This window comes from Cupriavidus plantarum, from assembly GCF_905397285.1.
GTDB classification, from domain to species: Bacteria; Pseudomonadota; Gammaproteobacteria; order Burkholderiales; family Burkholderiaceae; genus Cupriavidus; species Cupriavidus plantarum.
In genome coordinates this window covers 1,829,765-1,850,581 of the sequence record NZ_CAJPUX010000001.1, presented here as the reverse complement: position 1 = coordinate 1,850,581, position 20,817 = coordinate 1,829,765, and the positions used below count along the sequence as shown (strand labels likewise).

Sequence of the window (20,817 nt, the reverse complement as noted above, 5' to 3'; positions counted from 1 at the left end):
ATGCTACACCCGCATGCAGGTTTCAGGCCAGTTGCCGCAGCGTATGCTTGATCGTCTGCGCGCGCACGGCAACGTCGGGCATCTTCGCCTCGATGCGCAGCTTGTCCTGACCGGCGAGCTTGATATGACGGTTCTTCTGCACGAGGTCGATGATGCGGATCGCGTCGATCGGCGGGTTCGGCACGAACTGCACGCTGATGCTGGCCTCGCCCGCATCGATCTTGCGCACGCCCAGCGGCGCCGCGGCAATCCGCAACCGATGCGTTTCCACGAGGGCCTGCGCCTGTGCGGGCAGACGGCCAAAGCGGTCGATCAGCTCTTCCTGAATGTCGTCCACGCGCTCGGCCGTCTCGCAGTTGGCCAGCCGCTTGTACAGCGACAGACGTTCGTGCACATCGGCGCAATAGTCGTTGGGCAGCAGCGCGGGCGTGCCGAGGTTGATCTCGGTGGTCGCCTGCAGCGGCGCCATCAGATCCGGCTCCTTGCCCGCCTTGAGCGCCTTGACAGCGGCGTTGAGCATGTCCGTGTACAACTGGAAGCCGATCTCGTGGATCTCGCCCGACTGCTTGTCGCCTAGCACCTCGCCCGCGCCGCGAATCTCGAGGTCGTGCATGGCGAGATAGAACCCGGAACCGAGTTCCTCCATCTGCTGGATGGCCTCGAGCCGGCGCTGGGCCTGCTTGGTCAGGCCCTCGGGATCGTGCACGAGCAGATACGCATAGGCCTGGTGGTGCGAACGGCCCACGCGGCCGCGCAACTGATGCAGCTGCGCGAGGCCGAACTTGTCCGCGCGGTGAATCAGGATCGTGTTGGCGGTCGGCACGTCGATGCCGGTCTCGATGATCGTCGTGCACAGCAATATATTGTCGCGGCGCGACACGAAGTCCCGCATCACGCGTTCGAGCTCGCGCTCGTGCATCTGGCCATGCGCGACGGCGATACGCGCTTCCGGCACGAGCTCGGCGAGCTTCGCGCGCTTGTTCTCGATAGTCTCCACCTCGTTGTGCAGGAAGTAGACCTGGCCGCCGCGCTTGAGCTCGCGCAGGATGGCCTCGCGAATGACGCCGTCTTCCTCGCGGCGCACGAACGTCTTGATCGCGAGCCGCTTCTGCGGCGCCGTGGCGATGACCGAGAAATCGCGCAGGCCTTCGAGCGCCATGCCAAGCGTACGCGGGATCGGCGTCGCGGTCAGCGTCAGCACATCGACCTCCGCGCGCAGCGACTTCAGCGCTTCCTTCTGCCGCACGCCGAAGCGGTGCTCCTCGTCGATGATGACGAGCCCGAGGCGCTGGAACTTGACCTCGTCCGACAGCAGCTTGTGCGTGCCGATGACGATATCGACGCTGCCTTCGTTGATCAGCTTGATGGCCGCATCGATCTCCTTCTTCGTCTTGAAACGCGACAGCTCGACGATGCGCACGGGCCATTCGGCAAAGCGGTCGGACAGCGTCTGGAAATGCTGCTCCGCGAGCAGCGTGGTCGGCGCGAGCATCGCCACCTGCTTGCCGCCAAGCACGGCGACGAACGCGGCGCGCAACGCCACCTCGGTCTTGCCGAAGCCGACGTCGCCGCAGACAAGGCGGTCCATCGGCTTGCCGGACGTCATGTCCGCGATGACCGCGGCAATCGCGGCGGCCTGGTCGGGCGTCTCCTCGAAGCCGAAGCTCTCGGCGAACGTCTCGTAATCCTTGGGCGACAGCGGGAAGGCAAAGCCCTCGCGCAGCGCCCGGCGCGCGTACAGGTTCAGCAGTTCGGCCGCGGTATCGCGGATCTGCTGCGCGGCGCGCCGCTTGGCCTTGTCCCACTGGCCGGTGCCGAGGTGATGCAGCGGCGCCGTATCGGGATCGGCGCCCGAGTAGCGCGAGATCACATGCAGCTGATGCACGGGCACATAGAGCTTCGAGCCCTTGTCGTAGTCGAGGTGCAGGAACTCTTCGTCACCGTTGCCCATGTCGAGCGTGACGAGGCCCTGATAGCGGCCGATGCCATGCTCGCTGTGCACGACGGGGTCGCCGACCTTGAGCTCGGCCAGATCGCGCACCATCGAATCGACCGCGCTCGCCTGTTCCTGCTTGCGGCGTCCCGCGCGGCGCGCGGTACCCGCATAGAGTTCGGCCTCGGTGACGAACGCAAACGGGCCCGCCGGCAGCGCGAAGCCGCTCTGCAGCGGCGCCACCGCGATCGAGAAATGCGCGTCGCTGGCGAGGAACGCCGCAAAGTCGTCAACGGGATGCGGCCGCAGGCCGCTTTCGCCAAACAGCTGCATGAGCGTTTCGCGGCGGCCGGCGGAATCCGCGCACATCAGCACGCGCGTCGCCTTGTTCAGCAGCAGCGATTCGAGATTGACGAGCGGGTCCTCGGCGCGCCGATTGACGGAGACGTCGGGCAGCGCGGCCACGGGCGCCTGCACGCCGCTCTCGGCCTCCCGTTGCAGCACGAGGCGTGCAAGCGGCTTCGCCGCGACGAAGAACTGCTCCTCGGACAGGAACAGGTCCGACGGCGGCAGCAGCGGACGCTCGCGGTCGTGCCGCATGAAGGTGTAGCGCTGGGTGGTATCGGCCCAGAAGCGGCGGATGGCGTCATCGACGTTGCCCGAGAATGCGAGCTGCGTATCCGCGGGCAGATAGTCGAACACCGTCGCGCTCGACTCGAAGAACAGCGGCAGGTAGTACTCGATACCCGCCGACGGCACGCCGTTGCCGATGTCCTTGTAGATCGGGGACTTGGTCGGATCGCCCTCGAAAACTTCACGCCAGCGGCCGCGGAATGCGGTGCGCGCGGCGTCGTCGAGCGGAAACTCGCGGCCCGGCAGCAGGCGCACTTCCTTCACCGGATAAAGACTGCGCTGCGTGTCGGGATCGAACGCGCGGATCGTCTCGATCTCGTCGCCGAACAGGTCGATGCGGTACGGCAGCGCGGAGCCCATCGGATACAGATCGATGAGGCCACCGCGCACGCTGTACTCGCCCGGGCGCATCACGGCGCTCACATGCTCGTAGCCCGCGAGCGTGAACTGTGCCTTGAGCGCGGACTCGTCGAGCCGTTCCCCCTGTTTGAAGAAGAACGTATAGGCCGCGAGGAACGCGGGCGGCGCCAGCCGGTACAACGCCGTGGAAGCGGGCACGATCATCACGTCGCACTGTCCGCCCTGGATGTCGTGCAGCGTCGCAAGCCGTTCGGACACCAGGTCCTGGTGCGGAGAGAAGCTGTCGTAGGGCAGCGTTTCCCAGTCGGGCAGCAGGCGCACACGCAGTTCGGGCGCGAACCATGGAATTTCCTCGGCCAGCCGCTGCGCGTCGGTGGCGTTGGCGCACACCACGGCAAGCATCGGCACCTGCGCGCGATGCGCGCGCATGTAGGCGGCCACGAGCAGGGCGTCGGACGAGCCGGTCAGTCCGGTGACGGCATGACGCATGCCGGGCTTGATCAGCGGCAGCGAGAGAAACGGGTACGAGGGCGGGTACGAAGCGTTGGTATCGGGCATTGGCGGCGGGGCGCTACAAAACGACGGCGCCCCGCCGGCATCGCGGGCGGGGGTCATCGGTACGGCGTGCCCGGGGCGCCGGTGTGGCGGCGGGCGAGGGCCATATTATAGAATGCGGACCGGCCACACTGCTGGCCGCCAACAAACCTGAACATCGCCCCTCCGGAGAGCCGTGTCCCATCCGCGTCCCGATCGCCCCGATCCCCCCGATGCCCCTGGCCGTCCCGACAGACGTTTTGCCCTGATTCCCTGCGCCGGCACCGGCAGCCGCGCGGGCGGCGCCGTGCCCAAGCAATACCAGACGGTGGCCGGGCGTCCGATGATCTGGTACGCGCTGGCGGCGTTCTCCGCCTGCGACGCGATCTCGGCCACGGCGCTCGTGCTTGCGCCCGACGACATGCCGCTGGAGTCGCGCTTCGGCGCGGCCACGTTCGCGGGCCTGCGTTTCGATACGGCCTTCGTCGGCGGCGACAGCCGGCATGCCTCGGTGCTGGCGGGGCTGCATCATCTGGCGCAGCTCGGCGCGGTGGATACCGACTGGGTGCTCGTGCACGACGCGGCGCGGCCCGGGCTGACGCCGGCGATGATCCATGCGCTCGTGCGTGCGGTGGAGGCCGATGGCGAGGACGACCCCGATGCGGCGATCGGCGGCATTCTCGCAGTGCCCGTGCCCGACACGCTCAAACGCGCGGATGACGCAAGCGTCGGTGCGAGAATCGGTACCACGGTGCCGCGCGACGGCCTGTGGCAGGCGCAGACGCCGCAGATGTTCCGCGTGGGCGTCCTGCGTGAAGCCCTGCGCGATGCGATGGCGGCGGGCGCCGTGGTCACGGACGAGGCCAGCGCCATCGAGCGGCTAGGCCTGCATCCGCGGCTCGTCAATGGCTCGCTGCGCAATTTTAAGGTCACGTATCCTGAGGACTTCGCGCTGGCGGAGGTCTTGCTCACGGACGCGAATCCAAAGACCGTTATTCAAGAATTCAAGAGTTAAGGAGTGGCAGTGAATCCGTTCGATATTCGCGTGGGGCAGGGTTATGACGTGCACGCGCTCGTGCCGGGACGCAAGCTGATTCTCGGCGGTGTGGACATTCCTCACGATCGCGGCCTGCTCGGCCATTCCGATGCCGACGCGCTGCTGCACGCGGTAACCGACGCGCTGTTCGGCGCGGCCGGGCTCGGCGATATCGGCCGCCATTTCCCCGATACCGACGCGCGGTTCAAGGGCGCGGACAGCCGGGTGCTGCTGCGCGAATGCGCCCAGCGCGTGCGCGCGGCGGGCTACGAGATCGGCAACGTGGATGCGACCGTGATCGCGCAGCAGCCAAAGCTCGCGCCGCACATCACCGGCATGGTGGCCAATCTGGCCGAGGATCTCGGCATCGATCCGACGCGTTGCAACGTCAAGGCCAAGACCAACGAGAAACTCGGCTTCGAGGGCCGTCAGGAAGGCATCGTCGCGCAAGCCGCCGTGCTCATCTGGCGCCGCGGCGGCGACGTTCAGGACTGATACCGGCTCAGGGCGCCGGCGCTGGCGACGGCGCGGCGGGGACCTCGGGCGTGATCGGATACACGTAGTCGATCAGGCGCGCCATCGCGCCGCTGCGCGCGCCGGCCTCCGTCCGTTTGCTGAATCCCATCTGCTGGCAGAGCCGGTTGGCGGATTCCATCTCCGGCATGGCGCGGACGACGAGCGTGGTCGCGCCGATGTCGCGCGCGCGCTGGATGCAGATCTGCATCAGTGTATGGCCAAGGCCCAGGCCGCGCGCCTGCGGACTGACCGAGAGCAGCCGCGCTTCGGGCTGCGTCAGCGTAATCGTGCTGCCGTCCAGCGCGGGCAGCGTGGCGCCCGGATGGCAGAACAGCACCGCGCCGCTGATGCCATGGTCGCTCTCCGCGACCCACCATTCCATGTCCGCGTTCTTGGAGGCCGCCAGCACGGACTGCATGCCGCGCTGGAACGACGCACGGCAGTCTTCCATGATCTCGAGTTCGTACTGCGCATAGGCCTGCTGCGTGACCGCGGCAATATCGCCCCAATCGTGCGCGGCCGCGAGGCGGTACCGGAAGCGGGGCGAGTTATGCGAAGGCAGGGTGCTCATGGGGAGGATTGTTTGCCAGTCGTGCGTCGATTGTATGCCTATCGACATACCCGTGCAGCCTCGAAAAAACCTGTATTGCGGCGCAAACAAAAAAAGCCCTCTCCCCATTGGATGGAGGAGAGGGCTGCGGGGACCGCCCTGCGTGGGGGCGTTCGTTCTTTCGTTCGTGCGTTGTGCCGGGCGCTTCGTTGCGCTTACTGCGCGGCAATCACGTTGGCGGCGGCCCCGATCACGGCGGCGATGCGGCCCACGTCGCGCAGCTGCTGCGCGCTCATGCCTTGTTCGTTCTTCAGCAGTTGATAGTGCGACTTCACGCAGAAGTGGCACTTGCCGATGATCGACGCGGAGAGGGCGTACATTTCGAAGCGGCGCTTGTCCACACCACCATGGGTGGCGTACGCGTTCATGCGCAGCCCGGCCGGCTGGCTCGACAGATCCGGATCCTCCGCCATTTCTACGTACGGATACCAGATGTTGTTCATGCCCATCAGCGACGCGGCGGTCAGCGCGGCGTTGGTTTCCTCGGGCGACAGCACATTCGCGTTGCGGATGGCATCCACGATCACGCGGCTCTGCGCGGCAAACGCGGCGGCCAGCGCCACGCCCACGGCATCGTTGCCTTCCAGCGACGACCGGGCGATCGTGCCGTCGATGTTCAGGCGAATGTCCTTGGCATAATCGGGAATCAGGTTCTTAATCGTGCTGAGGAATTCCATTTATTTCTCCTATCGACTTGGGCTCAAAAAACCCGCACGAAGCGGGCTTCCGCGCGTGAAGCGGTCGGGGACCCCTTCACGCGAACGTGGGCTATTACAGCGTGGCGCCGCCAACAGCACGGTTGCACGGGCACAGTTCGTCCGTTTGCAGACCGTCCAGAATACGCAGCACTTCTTCCGGGTTGCGGCCGACGTTCAGGTTGTTCACCGAAACGTGCTGGATCACATTGTCCGGATCGACGATGAACGTTGCACGCAGGGCCACGCCAGCGGCCTTGTCACGCACGCCCAGTTGGTCGATCAGCGAGCCGGTCACGTCGGCGAATTGCCATTGATCCAGCTTGTTCAGGTCCTTGTGTTCACGACGCCATGCCAGCTTCACGAACTCGTTGTCGGTCGAGCCGCCCAGCACGATCGCATCGCGGTCGGCGAAGTCGCCGTTCAGCTTGGCGAAGGCCACGATTTCGGTCGGGCACACGAACGTGAAGTCCTTCGGGTAGAAGTAGATGACCTTCCACTTGCCTTCGAACGACTTTTCGGTGATGTCTTCGAACGCCGATTGGCCGTTCTCTTCGTGGTTGTTGAAACCAGGCTTGACACCAACGATCTGGAAGGCTTCGAGCTTGTCACCAACGGTCTTCATCAGACTTCTCCTAAATACGGTTGAAAAGAGAGGCAAGCGATACGCGATGACAGTGAAACGCGTCTCGCAACAGGGGAGAATTATGCGCGGTTCGGCACCGGGCGGCCAATTGATAATCTCAAAGAGGCCGATAGGCGCCGCACAATGACACCGGTAAAAGCATGCCGAAAACCGCGATGGGAACCGTCAGTATGCCATGTGCGTGTGCACATGGCATGACAGCGAAGGAGGGGGAGATTCAGGCGGCGCGTAAGGCCTGTGCCTGATTGCGCTGGCGGAAGATGGTGAGCGTGGCGGCGAGGCCGCAGGCCGCGGCGAACATGAGCCACAGGCCGGGCGCGGCCTTGTTGCCGGTGGCGTGGATGAGGTACGTCGATACGGCCGGCGTGAAGCCGCCGAACAGCGCCGTGGCCAGGCTATAGGCCAGCGAGAAGCCCGTCGTGCGAACGGCGGCCGGCATCACCTCGGCGAGGGCCACGACCATCGCGCCGTTGTAGCTGCCGTACAGGAACGAGAGCCAGAGTTCGACCATCAGCAGGCGGCTGAACGACGGTTCCGCGACGAGCCACGACACGGCTGGATAGGCGGTCAGCAGCGTGAGGATCGTGAACGTCACGAGCAGCGGCTTGCGGCCGATGCGGTCCGACACGGCGCCCATCAGCGGCAGCCAGATGAAGTTGGACAGGCCCACGCACATCGTCACGACGAGGTTGTCCACTTCGTCGAGGTGCAGCACCGTCTTGCCGAACGTCGGCGTGTACGCGGTGATCATGTAGAACGACACCGTGGTCATCACGACCATCAGGCAGCCCGCGATGATGATGCGGTAGTTCTCGAGCATCGAGCGATAGATCTCGCGGGGCGTGGGACGATGCTTGCGCGCGCGGAAGGCTTCGGTTTCTTCGAGCGAACGGCGGATCAGGAACAGGAACGGCACGATCAGGCAGCCGACCAGGAACGGCACGCGCCAGCCCCATGCATCCATTTCCGCGGGCGCCAGCGTCGCGTGCAGCAGCACGCCGAGCAGGCCCGCGAAGATCACCGCGACCTGCTGGCTCGCCGATTGCCACGCCACGTAGAAGCCCTTGTGGCCGGGCTTGGCGATTTCCGACAGGTACACCGACACGCCGCCGAGTTCGACGCCGGCGGAGAAGCCCTGCAGCAGGCGGCCCGCCAGCACCAGCAGCGGCGCGGCCACGCCGATGGTCTGGTATCCGGGCACGAGCGCGATCAGCAGCGTGCCGGCCGCCATCATGATGAGCGTGAGGATCAGGCCCTTGCGGCGGCCGTGATGGTCGATGTACGCGCCCAGCACGATGGCGCCGAGCGGACGCATGAGAAAGCCCGCGCCGAACGTCGCGAGCGACAGCATCAGCGAAGCGAATTCATTGCCGCTGGGGAAAAACGTACGGGCGATGGCGGCGGCGTAGAAGCCGTACACCATGAAGTCGTACATTTCGAGGAAGTTGCCGCTGACGACGCGGAAGACGGTGCGGAATCCGTGTTGCGAGGGGCCGTTGCTGGCGGAGGCGGGGGTGCTGGACATGGGTGTCTCTCTATCGCCACCGATGCCCGGGAAGGGCTGCGATGGCATCTTGCTGTGATGCCACGCAGTCTGCGCCGTCGCGCTGTCATTCTCCTGTCAACGGCCTTTCAATTTCCTATCAACGCCTGTCGAAAACCTGTCAATGCGCTTCCATGTGCCCAAATCCGGTGCTCACGCGCGCCGAAAGAAGGCGCTGACCACGAGGCCGCTCGCCGGCGGCTGCCGGTTGGCCAGCACGAGGCGGCCGCCGTTGCGCTGCAATATCCGGTTGACGATCGACATGCCCAGGCCGGCGCCCTTGGCCTCGCTACGCGCGCTGTCGAGCCGGTAGAACGGCCGCGTGAGCAGGGGCAACTGGGCTTCCGGCACGCCTGTGCCGTGATCGGCTACGGTCATGACCGCTTCCTTGTCCTCGGTGCGCGTGGTGATCTCCACCACGGCCATGCCCGTCTCCTCGTCCTTGGCGTAGCGTCGCGCGTTTTCGACGAGGTTGTCGAGAATGCGCTGCACCTCCATGCGGTTGGCCATCGCCATGACGGGGCCCGTGCTGCGGACGTGCACGCGCACGTCGTCGTGCGCGGCCGCGTACACGCCCACCGCATCCTGGACGAGCGCGGACAGGTCCACCGGTTCGAGCATTTCCTGCGCGGGACGCGCGTAGTTCAGGAACTGTCCGATGATCGCGTCCATCTGCTCGATGTCGGAGATCATCGCCTCCCGGGTGGCCGTGTCGGCCGGCGACAGTTCCGTCTCCAGCCGGAGGCGCGTGAGCGGCGTGCGCAGGTCGTGCGAGATGCCGGCGAGCATCACCACGCGGTCGTCGTCGAGTTGTCGCAGGTCGCGCACCATCTGGTTGAAGCTGTGGTTGGCCTGCGCGACTTCGCTCGCGCCATCCTCGTTGAGCAGTGGCGCTTCGCCGCCGGTGCCGATCTGGCGCGCGGCATTGGCGAGCTTCTTGAGCGGGTAGTTCACGCGCGCGGTGATGAACGCCGCGCCGAAGATCGACAGCAGCAGGGCGGCGATGGTCCACCATAGCCACTGGATGCCGGACACCCGTTCGAAACGCTCGGGACTGATCGCGACCCAGTAGTCGTCGCCCTCGATCTCGAAGCTGACCCAGACGCCTGGAATGTCGTTGACCGTGGTCGCGATGACGGTGTCCTCGCCCAGGCGTCCGCGGATTTCCTGCTGCACGAGCTGCGTCAGGAACGGATTGGCGGTGGGCACGGCAAAGTCGTCATCCTTCTCGCGCGGATAGACCTTGATGCCTTCGTTCTGGACGAGGTCGAGCAGAAGGAACCGGCGCCGCGCGGGGTCGGAGTAGAGAAGCGCGGCACGCGTGAGCTTGACCACGCTGACCACCTGCATGGCGATCTGCTGGGCGCGCGGCGCGCGTTCGAAGAGCCGATAGCTCTGGAACCAGATACCCAGCGAGATCGCCAGCAACAGGGCGATCAGCATGAAGGTCCGCCAGAACAGCGAACCGAAGAACCGCGTTGCGGTACGGCCTAGGGCAGTCGCCACGATACAGACTGTGGACGGACCGGATTACTTCACGCCATCGGGGATGAAGACGTAGCCGAGCCCCCAGACCGTCTGGATGAAACGGGGGTTGCCCGGATCCGGCTCGATCAGCTTGCGCAGGCGGGAGATCTGGACGTCGAGGCTGCGATCGAAGACTTCGTATTCGCGGCCACGGGCCATTTCCATGAGCTTTTCACGCGAGAGCGGCTGGCGCGGATGACGCGCGAAGACCTTGAGCACCGAGAACTCGCCCGTGGTGAGCGTGATCTCTTCGTCGTTCTTGGTCAGCGTGCGCGTGGCCAGGTTCAGCACGAAGTCGCCGAACGCGAAGGTCTCGGGCGTCTCGGACGGGGCGCCCGGCACTTCCGCGGGGCCCTTGCGGCGCAGCACGGCGTGAATGCGCGCGATGAGCTCGCGCGGATTGAACGGCTTGGGCAGGTAATCGTCGGCGCCCATTTCGAGGCCGACGATGCGATCGACATCCTCGCCCTTGGCGGTGAGCATGATGATCGGCGTCTGGTCGTTGGCGCCGCGCAGGCGGCGGCAGATCGAGAGCCCGTCTTCGCCGGGCATCATCAGGTCGAGCACGAGCAGGTCGAAGCGCTCGCGCAGCCAGAGCTTGTTCATGGCCGTGGCGTTCTCCGCGACCAGCACCGTAAAGCCCTGTTCGCCGAGATAGCGGCGCAGCAGGTCGCGCAGGCGGGGGTCGTCGTCCACGACGAGAATCTTGTGGCTCGTATTTTCCATGGCGGTATCTTAGCGACTATCGGTTTTGCTCAAAATGGCTTAACAAAACGTTACATACTTTACCCCGTGGTATGGCGGCGTGCATCGGCACTGCATTTACACTCCGCTCACCGTTGGGCCGGCGGGCGCGCCGTTCAGTTTGTACGCGGGCCAACGACGGGAAATCGAAACCGACATTATCCAATGAAAGTGAAGCAATACCGGCACGGGCAAACCCTGCGTGGCGAAAATCGCGCGCGGGCTGCATCGATTGCCGGCTTGGTCATGGCCGTTTGCCTGCTGCCATCTGCCGCGCGCGCGCAGTCCGCGGGCATGGCCAATCTGCTTCACCGTCCGTCCGCCCCGGCCTCCGACGGCCGCGCTCACGCCAATCCCGCCAATCCCGGGAACCCCGCCAACCCCGGAAATTCCGCCCACGAACGTCCGGACCAGCGCGAGGCGCGCGCCCGTGCCGAGAAGTACCGCACCGAGCGCGACATGGCCGAACGGGCCACGCGGCAGGGGCCCGGCGGCGGCAATCCCCGCCTGTCGCCCGACGAGCGCAAGACGCTGCGGAAGAACCTGTTGGACCTCAGCAAGGAAATGTACTCCGGCGGCGGTTGATGCCGCCGCTTTCCATTCTTCTTTCTCGCTTTCAGTTCGTGCGGTCCGCGCGGAAATGCCGCAGGAAATCCACGAACGTTTCCGCCGCGAGCTGCGCGTCTTCCGCGGTGATCGTTTCCAGCGGGTTATGGCTGATACCGCCATTGCCGCAGCGCACGAACAGCATGGCGACGTCGGTGATCCGCTGCATCATCATCGCGTCGTGTCCCGCGCCCGACGGCAGCTCGAACGCTTCGAGCCCGCGCTTCTTCAGCACTGCCCCGAGTTGATCCATGAGCCAGCGCGCGCACGGCGCGTTGTTGACGGGCGTGACGCGATCCACGGTGGCGGTCAGGCCGCGCCGCGCGGCGATGGACTGAATGCCCGCGAGGATGTCCGCGATCGCGGCCTCCCGAATCCCGTCCTCCCCCGCGCGGATGTCCATCGAGAACACGCACGCCCCCGGAATCACGTTGCTGGAACCGTTTGGCACCTGCAGCTGGCCGACCGTGCCGACGAGCGTGGGTACCTGCGCGCAGCGCGACTCGACGAGCAGCGTCATCTCGGCGGCGCCGGTGGCCGCGTCGCGGCGCATGTCCATCGGCGTGGTGCCCGCATGGCTGGCGAGGCCTTCCACGCGAACCTGGAAGCGGCTGCTGCCCGCGATCTGCGTGACGATGCCGAGCGGTAGGCCGCGATTCAGCAGCACGGGGCCCTGCTCGATATGGACCTCGACGAAACCCGCGAGCGTGGCGGGATCGACCGCGGCCGCGCGCAATGCCGCCGGATCGGCCGCGCCGGGGAAGGCCGCCGCGCCCAGCGCGTCGCGCATCGTGATGCCGTCCGCGTCCTCGCGGTCGAGCAGCGCTTCGTCGAAGCGGCCCGCGAGCACGCTGCTCGCGAGGAAGCTCGTCTTGAAACGCAGGCCTTCTTCTTCCGCGAAGCCGACGATGTCGAAGTGATAGGGCAGGCGGATGCCAGCGACGTTGAGCGCGTGGACCACGACGATCGGCAGCAGGATGCCGAGCCGGCCGTCATAGCGGCCGCCGTTGCGCACGGTGTCGAAGTGCGAGCCCGTCATGAGCACCTTCGGCTCGGTCACCGCTGGATCCGCCGCGTAACGGCCGATGACGTTGCCGATCGCATCGATGCGGACCTGCATGCCGGCGTCTTCCATCCACTTGACGAGCTGCGCCTGCGTGGCGCGGTGCGCGGGCGTGAGAAATGCGCAGGTCAGGCCGTCCTCCATGTCGGAGAAACGCGCGAGCGCGCTGGCGTGGTCGAGAATCGTCTGGCCGAGAGTGGGGGTCATGGTCGGATGCGAAAGAGGGGGATTAACCGGTTCAGGCGAACTTCATCCACGTGCGCCACGCAATCCACAGCTTGCGCAGCGGCGTCAGCGCGATGCGCTGGTGCAGCACCTGAAAATCGCTGGCTTCGATTTCATCGAGCAGCTTGTGCGAGATCGCGCTGAGCACGAGGGCCGCGCGCTGCGCGCGGCGGTCGCGTCGCGGCAACAGCGTCATCGCTTCATCCCTCAGCGCGCGGGCCCGCGCGGCCTGTTCTTTCATCAGCGCGACGAAGCGCTCCGAGTGGCGCGCCTGCAGGATATCGGCCGCCGGGACTTCGAAGCGCTGCAGCGTATCCACCGGAATATAGATGCGGCCGCGCCGCGCGTCCTCGCCCACGTCGCGCACGATGTGTACGCGCAGCAGCGACTGCCACAGTTTCTCCGCATGGGCGAGCGTCGCATCGTCCTGATAGCCGAGCACGCGGGCGTTCAGACGGCCGAACGCGCCGCCGACGCACTGGAAGAATCGCTGCAGGCCGATCTCGTCGAGATAGCGCGACTGATTGAGGTCCATCTCCATGCCGTCGAGCACCTCGTTCATGTCCGCCTCGGTCAGCGCCGAGCGATGGGGCAGCAGGGCTTGCGTGATCGGATGGGAGGGCGCCTGGGCGCCGTCGGGGTGGAACAGGCGGCGGACTTCGCCGCGCCACCAGTCGAGGCGCTGATGCGCCACGCCGGCGTCGTGCGTATCGTGGACGAGGTCGTCCAGCTCGCGGCGCCATGCGTGCAGGGCCGTGATGGCGCCGCGGCGGTCCTGCGGCAGGAACAGGAAGCTGTAATACAGGCTGGAGCCGCTCTGGGCGGCTTTGTCTTGACAATACTGATCGGGCGTCACGCCGGCCTCGGAGGATGTGGGGGCTGCGGGCCAGCATTAGACCATAGGTTTGCGTCCGCGCCGCGCACGGCCGCGTTGTCTGGCGATATTTGGCGCATCCGGACGCGGCTCGCCACCCGTTGTCAACCGCTGGCGCTCCCAAGCGGGCGTTCGGTCGCACTGGCGTTTGACGCACCTCGGGCGGATCGTTATATTACTGACCGGCAAGTTATTTACTGACTTTCGCGACGTCCTGATACCTCTTCCTTCGATGCCCGCACCCCTTGTCGGGGCCGTCCCCGAGCCTGCTGCCGCCCCCCTCATCTCCGCGCCTGCCGTTGCCGCGCGTGGTGGCGCCGCCTCCGCGCGCGCCGCCATGGCCGCCAGCGTGGGTACGGTGCTGCTGATGGCGGGGGCGCTCACGTTGGCCGGCTGCGGCAAGCCGAAGGAAGCGGCACCGGACGTCCGTCCGGTGAGATTGATGCAGTTGCATCCCGCGGCCGGGCAGACCGCGTTCGAGTTCTCCGGCGAGGTGCGCCCGCGCGTCGAATCGCGGCTCGGCTTCCGCGTCGGCGGCAAGATCGCCGCGCGCCTCGTGGACGTGGGCGCCAGCGTGCGCAAGGGGCAGCCGCTCGCGCGGCTCGATCCGACCGACCTCGCGCTCGCGGAGCAGGGTTCGCGCGCGCAGTACGACGCGGCGAAGACGGACCGCGACCTCGCGGCGTCCGACCTCAAGCGCTACAACGAGCTGTTCCAGCGCGGTTTTATCAGCGCCGCCGAGCAGCATCGCCGGCAGGCTACGTACGATGCGGCAGTGTCGCGCCTCCAGCAGGCCGAGGCGGGATTGCGCAATCAGGCGAACCAGACCGGCTATGCGGTGCTGACCGCCGATGCCGATGGCGTGGTCACGGCGATCGACGCCGAGGTGGGGCAGGTGGTGACCCCGGGGCAGCCCGTGATTCGCGTGGCACAGACCGCGGAGAAGGAAGTGGCGATCGGGCTGCCCGAGGATCAGGTGGAAATGCTGCGCGCGGTGGGCGACGTGACGGTCCATACCTGGGCCGAGCCCGATCGCAGGCTGCCCGCGCGCGTGCGCGAGATTTCGGCCGCGGCCGATCCCGTGACGCGGACCTATCCCACGCGCGTGTCGGTGCCGAATCCGCCGGCCGATCTGCGGATCGGCATGACGGCGGTGGTGACGTTCCTGCGGACGGGTGAGACGGCCGCGATCCGCGTGCCGTTGACCGCGTTATTACAGGATCAGGGGCGCAACCTGGTGTGGATCTACGAACCCGTCAGGACGGACCGGAAGGCCGACGGCAAGGTCCCGGTGGAAAGCGCGCGCGGCACGGTGCGGCCCGTGCAGGTGACATTGGGCGAGGCCATCGGCAACGACATCGTGATCCGGCAGGGTCTGGCCCCCGGGCAGACCATCGTCACCGCCGGCGTGCATCTGCTCAAGGAAGGCCAGGCGGTCAAGCCGATGCAGAGCGTTTCCCCGAGTACGCCGGTGGCCGCCTCGGGCGGCGGCCCGAAGTAGACCGGGCCGCGCGCATGGACCATTCCCGCTTCAATCTGTCGCGGTGGGCGCTCGAACACCAGCCGCTCACGCGTTACCTGCTCGTCGTGCTGCTGATCGGCGGCCTGCTCGCCTTCTTCCAGCTTGGCCAGGATGAAGATCCGCCGTTCACGTTCCGCGTGATGGTGGTGCAGGCCTTCTGGCCCGGCGCCACCGCCGAGCAGATGGCCGTGCAGGTCACGGACAAGATCGAGCGGCAGCTTCAGGAGGTGCCGTACGCGGACAAGATCCGCAGCTTCTCCAAACCGGGCGAGACCACGGTCATCTTCCAGCTCGCGGACAATTCGCCGGCGAAGGACACCGCGCAGATCTGGTACACGGTGCGCAAGAAGATCGGCGATATCGCGCAGACGCTGCCGCAGGGCGTGCGCGGACCGTACTTCAACGACGAGTTCGGCGACGTGTATGGCTCCATCTATGCGCTCTCCGCGGATGGCTTCACCTACAAGGAACTGCGCGAGTACGCGGATCTCGTACGGCAGGCGCTGCTGCGCGTGCCCGCCGTGGCGAAGGTCACGCTGCTCGGCCTGCAGGACGAGAAGGTCTACATCGAGTTCAATCAGGCGCGTTTCGCGCAGCTGGGGCTCGACATCAATGCGATCGCCAACCAGATTACCGAGCAGAACAATCCGACCGGCAGCGGCGTGCTGGTGACGCCCACCGACAACCTTCAGGTGCGGCTCACGGGCCAGTTTGCCGACGTCAAGGACCTCGAGGACCTGGTCCTGCGCGGGCCGAACGGCATCGCCAACATCCGCCTTGGCGACATTGCCCATGTCTATCGCGGGTATATCGATCCGCCCGCGTCGCGCATGCGCTTCAATGGCAAGGATGTGATCGGGCTCGGCATTTCGATGGAGAAGGGCGGGGACATCATCGCGCTCGGCAAGGAATTGCGGCGCGTGGTGGACGGCTTGCGCGGGCAGTTGCCCGTCGGCATCGAGATGGATCAGGTCCAGGACCAGCCGCAGGCGGTCAAGCGCTCGGTGGGCGAGTTCGTGCATGTGCTGATCGAGGCGGTGGTCATCGTGCTGGGCGTCAGCTTCGTGTCGCTGGGGCTGCATACCCGGCCGCTGCGGCTCGATGTGCGGCCCGGGCTCGTGGTGGCGTTGACGATTCCGCTGGTGCTTGCGGTGACGTTCCTGTTCATGGATATCTTCGGCATCGGTCTGCACAAGATATCGCTCGGGGCGCTGATCGTCGCGCTCGGGCTGCTCGTCGATGACGCGATCATCGCGGTCGAGATGATGGTGCGGAAGCTCGAGGAAGGCTTCTCCAAGATGGAGGCGGCGACGTTTGCCTATACCTCGACCGCGATGCCGATGCTGACGGGCACGCTGATCACGGCGGCGGGCTTCCTGCCGGTGGGGCTGGCACGGTCCACCGTTGGCGAATACACGTTCGCGATCTTCGCGGTGACGGCGCTCGCGCTCGTGCTGTCGTGGTTCGCGGCGGTGTACTTCACGCCTTACCTCGGGTATCTGCTGTTGAAGACGCGGACCACGGCGGGCGGGCATCACGAGGTCTTCGACACGCCGTTCTACGCGCGCTTCCGGCGGCTCGTCGACTGGTGCGTGACGTGGCGCAAGACGGTGATCGCCATCACGCTCGTGGCGTTCGCGCTGGGGATCTTTGCGTTCAAGTTTGTCGAGAAGCAGTTTTTCCCGGATTCGAGCCGGCCCGAGCTGATGGTCGAGTTGTGGATGCCCGAGGGGACGAGCTTCGCGAACATGGAGGCGGAGGCTCGGCGGTTCGAACGCGCGATGCAGCATGATGGCGACGTGCAGAGTGTGACGACGTTCGTCGGCACGGGGGCGCCGCGCTTCTATCTGCCGCTCGACCAGATCTTTCCTCAGAGCAACGTCGCGCAGGCGATCGTGATGCCGAAGAGCGGCGAGGTACGCGATGCGTTGCGGCAGCGCGTGGTGAACGTGCTCGCCACGCAGTTTCCGCAGATGCGCGGGCGCGTGAAGCTGCTGCCGAACGGGCCGCCGGTGGCGTATCCCGTGCAGTTCCGCGTGATCGGGCCCGATGCGGCGACGGTGCGGAAACTGGCCGACAAGGTGAAGGCTGTGATGAACGACAACCCGAATACGGTTGGCGTCAATGACAACTGGAACGAGAACGTCAAGATGCTGCGTCTGGAGATCGATCAGGACAAGGCGCGGGCGTTGGGCGTGACCACGAATGCGATTGCGCGGGTCACGCAGACCGTGCTGACCGGCGTGCCCGTGGGGCAGTATCGCGATGCGGACAAGCTCATCGATATCGTCATGCGCGCGCCGCTGAACGAGCGCGATGCGATGTCCGATCTGACCAATGCGCTGGTGCCGACCAACACGGGGCGTGTGGTGCCGCTGACGCAGATCGCCCGCGTGACGCTGCAATCCGAGCCGGGGGTGATCTGGCGCGAGAATCGCGACTTTGGCATTACCGTGCAGGCCGATGTGGTCGAGGGGATCCAGGGGCCTACCGTGACGGCGCAGATCAATCCGAAGCTCGATGCCTTGCGGGCGGAGTTGCCGCCGGGGTATCTCATTACGATTGCCGGGGCGGAGGAAGAGAGCGGCAAGGCGGGGGCCTCCATTGCCGCGCAATTGCCGCTGTGTATCTTCCTGATCTTCACGCTGCTGATGCTCCAGCTGCATAGCTTCTCGCGCGCGGTGATGGTCTTTCTGACGGGGCCGCTCGGGTTGATCGGGGCTGCCGCGACGTTGCTGCTGCTCAATGCGCCGATGGGGTTCGTGGCGCAACTGGGTATTACCGCGCTGCTGGGCATGATCATCCGGAACTCGGTGATTCTGGTGGACCAGATCGAGCAGGACATCGCGGCGGGGGCGGCGCCCTGGGATGCCATCGTGGAATCGGCGGTACGGCGATTCCGCCCGATCATCCTGACCGCCGCGGCGGCGGTACTGGCGATGATCCCGCTGTCGCGGTCGCTGTTCTGGGGGCCGATGGCGGCGGCGATCATGGGCGGGCTGATCATCGCCACCGTGCTGACGCTGCTCTTCCTGCCGGCGCTGTATGCGGCGTGGTTCCGGGTACGGAGGCCGGAGGCGCATGGGGGCGTGATGGCCGGGTAAGATGCGTGGTCATTGTCATTGCGCTCGTCACCGACTCCATCCATGCCAAGCCGGCCGCCGAAAGAAAACTGGGACGACTTCCGCTATTTCCTCGCCGTGGCCCGCACCGGGACGCTCAGTGCGGCCGCCGAGCAGCTGGGGACCGAGCACACCACCGTGGCGCGCCATGTGCAGTCGCTCGAGCGGGCGCTCAATAGCCGGCTGTTCCACAAGTCCAACGTTGGCTACGAGCTCACCGAGGCGGGCAATCGGCTCATGGAGGCCGCGCAGGGGATCGAGAGCGCGATGGTCGCCACGCGGGCGGTGGCCGAAGGGGGCCACGAGATTGGCGGCACCGTCCGCATCGGGGCGCCCGACGGGTTTGGCACCTACTTCCTTGCCCCGCGCATCCACAAGCTGCTCGAGAAAAACCCCCGGCTCGAGATCGAGCTCATTGCCGCGCCGCGGTTGTTCAGTCTGGCCAAGCGTGAGGCGGACATCGCCATCGGCCTGTCCAGTGCCGAGCATCTGCGCGTGGCGTCGCGGCGGCTGACCGAGTACAGCATGCATGTGTATGGTGCCCGCAGCTATCTGAAGTCCGCGCCGCCGATCCGCAACCAGCAGGATCTGGCCGGGCATGCGTTCATCGGGTACATGGAGGACCTGCTGTTCACGCCGGAGCTCAATTTTCTCGGCGTCACCGAGGTGCCGCTGCATCCGCGGCTGCGGTCGTCGAACCTGCTGACGCAGGTGCAGGCCACGCTGGCTGGCCGCAGCCTGTGCATTCTGCCGGCGTACATCGCCTTCAACTTTCCCGAGCTGGTGCCGGTGCTGCCGGAGGAGGTCGAGGTGCAGGCCACGTTCCACATGCACGTGCACGTGGACCATCAGCGTGCGGCGCATGTGCGGGAGGTGGCGAGGTTTATCGCCGACGAGGTGGATGCGAGCAGGGCGATGTTTCTGGGGCCGAAGGGGAAGCGACGGTAGGGGCACCCCCTGGGCGCCGGCGTTGTGCAAATTTGCACAGCCGGTGCGGAAACGTTGCCTTGGCGCCGCATCGCGCGCGGCGAATAATCGGCAGCATGAAAACCGTTGTGTCCACCTATCTCACCCGCCGGCTGGCATCGCCGGCGCCCATGCGGGTTGCCGCCCAGATCGCGGTGATGGTGGCGATCTGGCTGGCGGCCGCCGCGCTGACCCGTCTGACCGGCCTTGCCATGTCGCCCGGCGTCATTGGCCTGCTGGCCGTGCTCGGGCTGCTGCTGTCCGGGCGCGGCAACGTGCTGTGGTTCCGGGACGGCGCCAACTGGCTGCTCGGTGAGCTCGTGCTGTTCTTCATCCCATGCGTCGTGGCCGTGATGCAGTACGGCCACTTGTTCCGCACGCAGGGCGTGCAGATCGTCATCGCCGTGGTCGTCGGGACGGTGCTCGTCATGGCCGCCACCGCGCTGGCCGTGCATGTCGGTTGCCGTCTCGAGCGGTGGATCGCCGCCCGCCGGGGGCAGGAGTCCTGAACATGAATCCCGATTCGCATGCCTACGCCGCCGCGTTCTGCATCGTGTGGACGTGCGCGCTGTACTTTGCGCTCAAACCGTTCTACCAGCGCCGCCCGCGCATCTGGCTGTCGCCGGCCATCCTGGTGCCCGCGCTGACCATCGGCCTGCTGCTGACCACGGATATCCCGTACGGCGATTACGTCGCGGATACGCATTGGCTCGTCTGGATGCTCGGCCCCGCGACGATCGCCTTCGCCGTGCCGATCTACGAGCAGCGCGCGATCGTGCGGCGTCACTGGCTCGCGCTGAGCCTTGGCGTGGTGGTGGGCATGCTGGTGGCGGTGATCAGCGCGCGGTGGCTTGCGGGCATGTTCCACTTCGATCCGACGGTGTCGAGCAGCCTGATGGCGCGCTCGATCTCCACGCCGTTCGCGATGGCCGTGGTCCAGCAGACGGGCGGCTCCGCGGAACTCGTGTCGCTGTTCACGGTGATCACGGGTCTCGTCGGCATGATCGCCGGCGATGTCGTGCTGGGGATGATGCACCTGTCGCCAGTGGCCAACGGCGCATCGCTGGGCGCATCCGCGCACGGTTTCGGCACCGTGCGGGCGCGGCAGCGCGGATCGGAGGAGGGGGTGGTCGCCAGCCTGACGATGGTGCTGGCTGGCGTGTTGATGGTATTGGTCGGCCCGCAGTTCACGCACGCGGTGCTGACGATGTTCCCCTACTAATCCCCGACTACTCCGCTACTCAGCGAGTTCGAAGACCACGTCTTGCGCGCCTTCCCACAGCACCTTGGTGCCGAGCGCGCGCAGGTTCTCCTTCCCTTCGGTAATCGTCAGGAAGTGATTACCGGCCAGCTGGCCCATCTTGCTGGCGAAGCAGCAGCTGCCATACGCGAGGATGATCTCGGTCTCGCTGTAGCCGCCGGGATAGAACAAGATGTCGCCCACCGACGGATGGCTCGTATGGTTCTCGAACCCCACGCCGAGCTTGAATTCGCCGAGCGGAATCCAGCAGCCTTCGCCGCTCCACCGCACGTGGATGAGTTTCTGGCGGTACGGCAGCAGCTTCATGAACGCGGCCACGGTCTCGGGCGCGTCGGGGTTGGTTTCGGCGATGAAGGTGTGGCCAGCGGCCGTGATACGGATTTTTGTCATGAGTCGGAGTA

18 protein-coding genes are annotated in these 20,817 nt (G+C 66.2%); 8 read left to right on the top strand and 10 right to left on the bottom strand.

The window, feature by feature from the left end; all coding sequences use genetic code 11:
* Positions 1 to 22 precede the first annotated feature (22 nt).
* A complete protein-coding gene (mfd, locus tag KHP16_RS08460) occupies positions 23 to 3,484 on the bottom strand; it encodes a transcription-repair coupling factor (RefSeq protein ID WP_109580856.1) in 3,462 nt (1,153 codons plus the stop codon).
* Between the two features lie 172 nt (positions 3,485 to 3,656).
* Between mfd and ispD the strand changes: the two genes are divergently transcribed.
* Together ispD and ispF are read left to right on the top strand one after the other, a co-directional pair.
* The gene (ispD, locus tag KHP16_RS08455; protein WP_244214457.1) at positions 3,657 to 4,475 is read left to right on the top strand and encodes a 2-C-methyl-D-erythritol 4-phosphate cytidylyltransferase; all 819 of its coding nucleotides are present in this window, start codon (positions 3,657 to 3,659) and stop codon (positions 4,473 to 4,475) included.
* A 9-nt stretch (positions 4,476 to 4,484) separates the two neighbouring features.
* Positions 4,485 to 4,991, top strand: coding sequence for a 2-C-methyl-D-erythritol 2,4-cyclodiphosphate synthase (gene ispF, locus KHP16_RS08450; RefSeq protein WP_109580857.1), 507 nt, complete (start codon positions 4,485 to 4,487; stop codon positions 4,989 to 4,991).
* A 7-nt stretch (positions 4,992 to 4,998) separates the two neighbouring features.
* On the opposite strand, the gene KHP16_RS08445 is transcribed toward ispF, so the two are convergent.
* The 6 genes from KHP16_RS08445 to ompR all read right to left on the bottom strand — a co-directional run bounded on the left by KHP16_RS08445 (position 4,999) and on the right by ompR (position 10,759).
* Positions 4,999 to 5,583 (bottom strand): GNAT family N-acetyltransferase, encoded by a 585-nt coding sequence (locus tag KHP16_RS08445; RefSeq protein ID WP_109580858.1) that lies wholly within the window; start codon positions 5,581 to 5,583, stop codon positions 4,999 to 5,001.
* Between the two features lie 194 nt (positions 5,584 to 5,777).
* The gene (locus KHP16_RS08440; RefSeq protein WP_109580859.1) at positions 5,778 to 6,299 is read right to left on the bottom strand and encodes a carboxymuconolactone decarboxylase family protein; all 522 of its coding nucleotides are present in this window, start codon (positions 6,297 to 6,299) and stop codon (positions 5,778 to 5,780) included.
* Positions 6,300 to 6,393: 94 nt separating this feature from the next.
* Positions 6,394 to 6,942 carry a peroxiredoxin gene (locus KHP16_RS08435; RefSeq protein WP_109580860.1) on the bottom strand — a complete coding sequence of 183 codons (549 nt, stop codon included), beginning with the start codon at positions 6,940 to 6,942 and terminating at the stop codon, positions 6,394 to 6,396.
* Positions 6,943 to 7,180: 238 nt separating this feature from the next.
* Positions 7,181 to 8,488 carry an MFS transporter gene (tcuC, locus tag KHP16_RS08430; RefSeq protein ID WP_115952431.1) on the bottom strand — a complete coding sequence of 436 codons (1,308 nt, stop codon included), beginning with the start codon at positions 8,486 to 8,488 and terminating at the stop codon, positions 7,181 to 7,183.
* A gap of 171 nt (positions 8,489 to 8,659) precedes the next feature.
* Positions 8,660 to 10,012 (bottom strand): ATP-binding protein, encoded by a 1,353-nt coding sequence (locus KHP16_RS08425; protein ID WP_109580862.1) that lies wholly within the window; start codon positions 10,010 to 10,012, stop codon positions 8,660 to 8,662.
* Between the two features lie 24 nt (positions 10,013 to 10,036).
* Complete coding sequence (gene ompR / locus KHP16_RS08420) at positions 10,037 to 10,759, bottom strand: osmolarity response regulator transcription factor OmpR (RefSeq protein ID WP_006576352.1); 723 nt, start codon at positions 10,757 to 10,759, stop codon at positions 10,037 to 10,039.
* 183 nt (positions 10,760 to 10,942) lie between these two features.
* Here ompR and KHP16_RS08415 point away from each other — a divergent pair, with 183 nt between their 5' ends.
* Positions 10,943 to 11,362 (top strand): hypothetical protein, encoded by a 420-nt coding sequence (locus KHP16_RS08415; RefSeq protein ID WP_109580863.1) that lies wholly within the window; start codon positions 10,943 to 10,945, stop codon positions 11,360 to 11,362.
* 31 nt (positions 11,363 to 11,393) lie between these two features.
* On the opposite strand, the gene KHP16_RS08410 is transcribed toward KHP16_RS08415, so the two are convergent.
* Entirely contained in the window at positions 11,394 to 12,653 is a 1,260-nt protein-coding gene (locus KHP16_RS08410) for a Zn-dependent hydrolase (RefSeq protein WP_109580864.1), read from the bottom strand.
* A 31-nt stretch (positions 12,654 to 12,684) separates the two neighbouring features.
* On the bottom strand, positions 12,685 to 13,527 hold the full coding sequence (hpnD, locus tag KHP16_RS08405; RefSeq protein WP_115952428.1) for a presqualene diphosphate synthase HpnD: 843 nt from the start codon (positions 13,525 to 13,527) through the stop codon (positions 12,685 to 12,687).
* Positions 13,528 to 13,882: 355 nt separating this feature from the next.
* Here hpnD and KHP16_RS08400 point away from each other — a divergent pair, with 355 nt between their 5' ends.
* The 5 genes from KHP16_RS08400 (at position 13,883) to KHP16_RS08380 (ending at position 20,377) form a co-directional block, all read left to right on the top strand.
* The gene (locus KHP16_RS08400; RefSeq protein WP_244835718.1) at positions 13,883 to 15,046 is read left to right on the top strand and encodes an efflux RND transporter periplasmic adaptor subunit; all 1,164 of its coding nucleotides are present in this window, start codon (positions 13,883 to 13,885) and stop codon (positions 15,044 to 15,046) included.
* Between the two features lie 14 nt (positions 15,047 to 15,060).
* Positions 15,061 to 18,171, top strand: a complete 3,111-nt coding sequence (locus KHP16_RS08395; protein ID WP_109580867.1) for an efflux RND transporter permease subunit — start codon at positions 15,061 to 15,063, stop codon at positions 18,169 to 18,171.
* 42 nt (positions 18,172 to 18,213) lie between these two features.
* Complete coding sequence (locus tag KHP16_RS08390) at positions 18,214 to 19,137, top strand: LysR family transcriptional regulator (RefSeq protein WP_115952425.1); 924 nt, start codon at positions 18,214 to 18,216, stop codon at positions 19,135 to 19,137.
* 95 nt (positions 19,138 to 19,232) lie between these two features.
* Positions 19,233 to 19,664, top strand: a complete 432-nt coding sequence (locus KHP16_RS08385; RefSeq protein WP_109580869.1) for a CidA/LrgA family protein — start codon at positions 19,233 to 19,235, stop codon at positions 19,662 to 19,664.
* Between the two features lie 2 nt (positions 19,665 to 19,666).
* Positions 19,667 to 20,377: an LrgB family protein gene (locus KHP16_RS08380; protein ID WP_109580870.1), complete on the top strand. Its 711-nt coding sequence runs from the start codon at positions 19,667 to 19,669 to the stop codon at positions 20,375 to 20,377.
* A 15-nt stretch (positions 20,378 to 20,392) separates the two neighbouring features.
* Here KHP16_RS08380 and KHP16_RS08375 read toward each other — a convergent pair whose 3' ends face one another.
* Positions 20,393 to 20,806 (bottom strand): DUF3830 family protein, encoded by a 414-nt coding sequence (locus KHP16_RS08375; protein WP_109580871.1) that lies wholly within the window; start codon positions 20,804 to 20,806, stop codon positions 20,393 to 20,395.
* Between the last annotated feature and the right edge of the window lie 11 nt (positions 20,807 to 20,817).

Excerpts from the sequence above, each read along its gene's own strand:
- mfd (WP_109580856.1), bottom strand. The coding sequence starts at position 3,484 with ATGCCCGATACCAACGCTTCGTACCCGCCCTCGTACCCGTTTCTCTCG.
- KHP16_RS08445 (WP_109580858.1), bottom strand. The coding sequence starts at position 5,583 with ATGAGCACCCTGCCTTCGCATAACTCGCCCCGCTTCCGGTACCGCCTC.
- KHP16_RS08440 (WP_109580859.1), bottom strand. The coding sequence starts at position 6,299 with ATGGAATTCCTCAGCACGATTAAGAACCTGATTCCCGATTATGCCAAG.
- KHP16_RS08435 (WP_109580860.1), bottom strand. The coding sequence starts at position 6,942 with ATGAAGACCGTTGGTGACAAGCTCGAAGCCTTCCAGATCGTTGGTGTC.
- tcuC (WP_115952431.1), bottom strand. The coding sequence starts at position 8,488 with ATGTCCAGCACCCCCGCCTCCGCCAGCAACGGCCCCTCGCAACACGGA.
- ompR (WP_006576352.1), bottom strand. The coding sequence starts at position 10,759 with ATGGAAAATACGAGCCACAAGATTCTCGTCGTGGACGACGACCCCCGC.
- KHP16_RS08415 (WP_109580863.1), top strand. The coding sequence starts at position 10,943 with ATGAAAGTGAAGCAATACCGGCACGGGCAAACCCTGCGTGGCGAAAAT.
- KHP16_RS08410 (WP_109580864.1), bottom strand. The coding sequence starts at position 12,653 with ATGACCCCCACTCTCGGCCAGACGATTCTCGACCACGCCAGCGCGCTC.
- KHP16_RS08400 (WP_244835718.1), top strand. The coding sequence starts at position 13,883 with ATGGCCGCCAGCGTGGGTACGGTGCTGCTGATGGCGGGGGCGCTCACG.
- KHP16_RS08395 (WP_109580867.1), top strand. The coding sequence starts at position 15,061 with ATGGACCATTCCCGCTTCAATCTGTCGCGGTGGGCGCTCGAACACCAG.
- KHP16_RS08390 (WP_115952425.1), top strand. The coding sequence starts at position 18,214 with ATGCCAAGCCGGCCGCCGAAAGAAAACTGGGACGACTTCCGCTATTTC.
- KHP16_RS08385 (WP_109580869.1), top strand. The coding sequence starts at position 19,233 with ATGAAAACCGTTGTGTCCACCTATCTCACCCGCCGGCTGGCATCGCCG.
- KHP16_RS08380 (WP_109580870.1), top strand. The coding sequence starts at position 19,667 with ATGAATCCCGATTCGCATGCCTACGCCGCCGCGTTCTGCATCGTGTGG.
- KHP16_RS08375 (WP_109580871.1), bottom strand. The coding sequence starts at position 20,806 with ATGACAAAAATCCGTATCACGGCCGCTGGCCACACCTTCATCGCCGAA.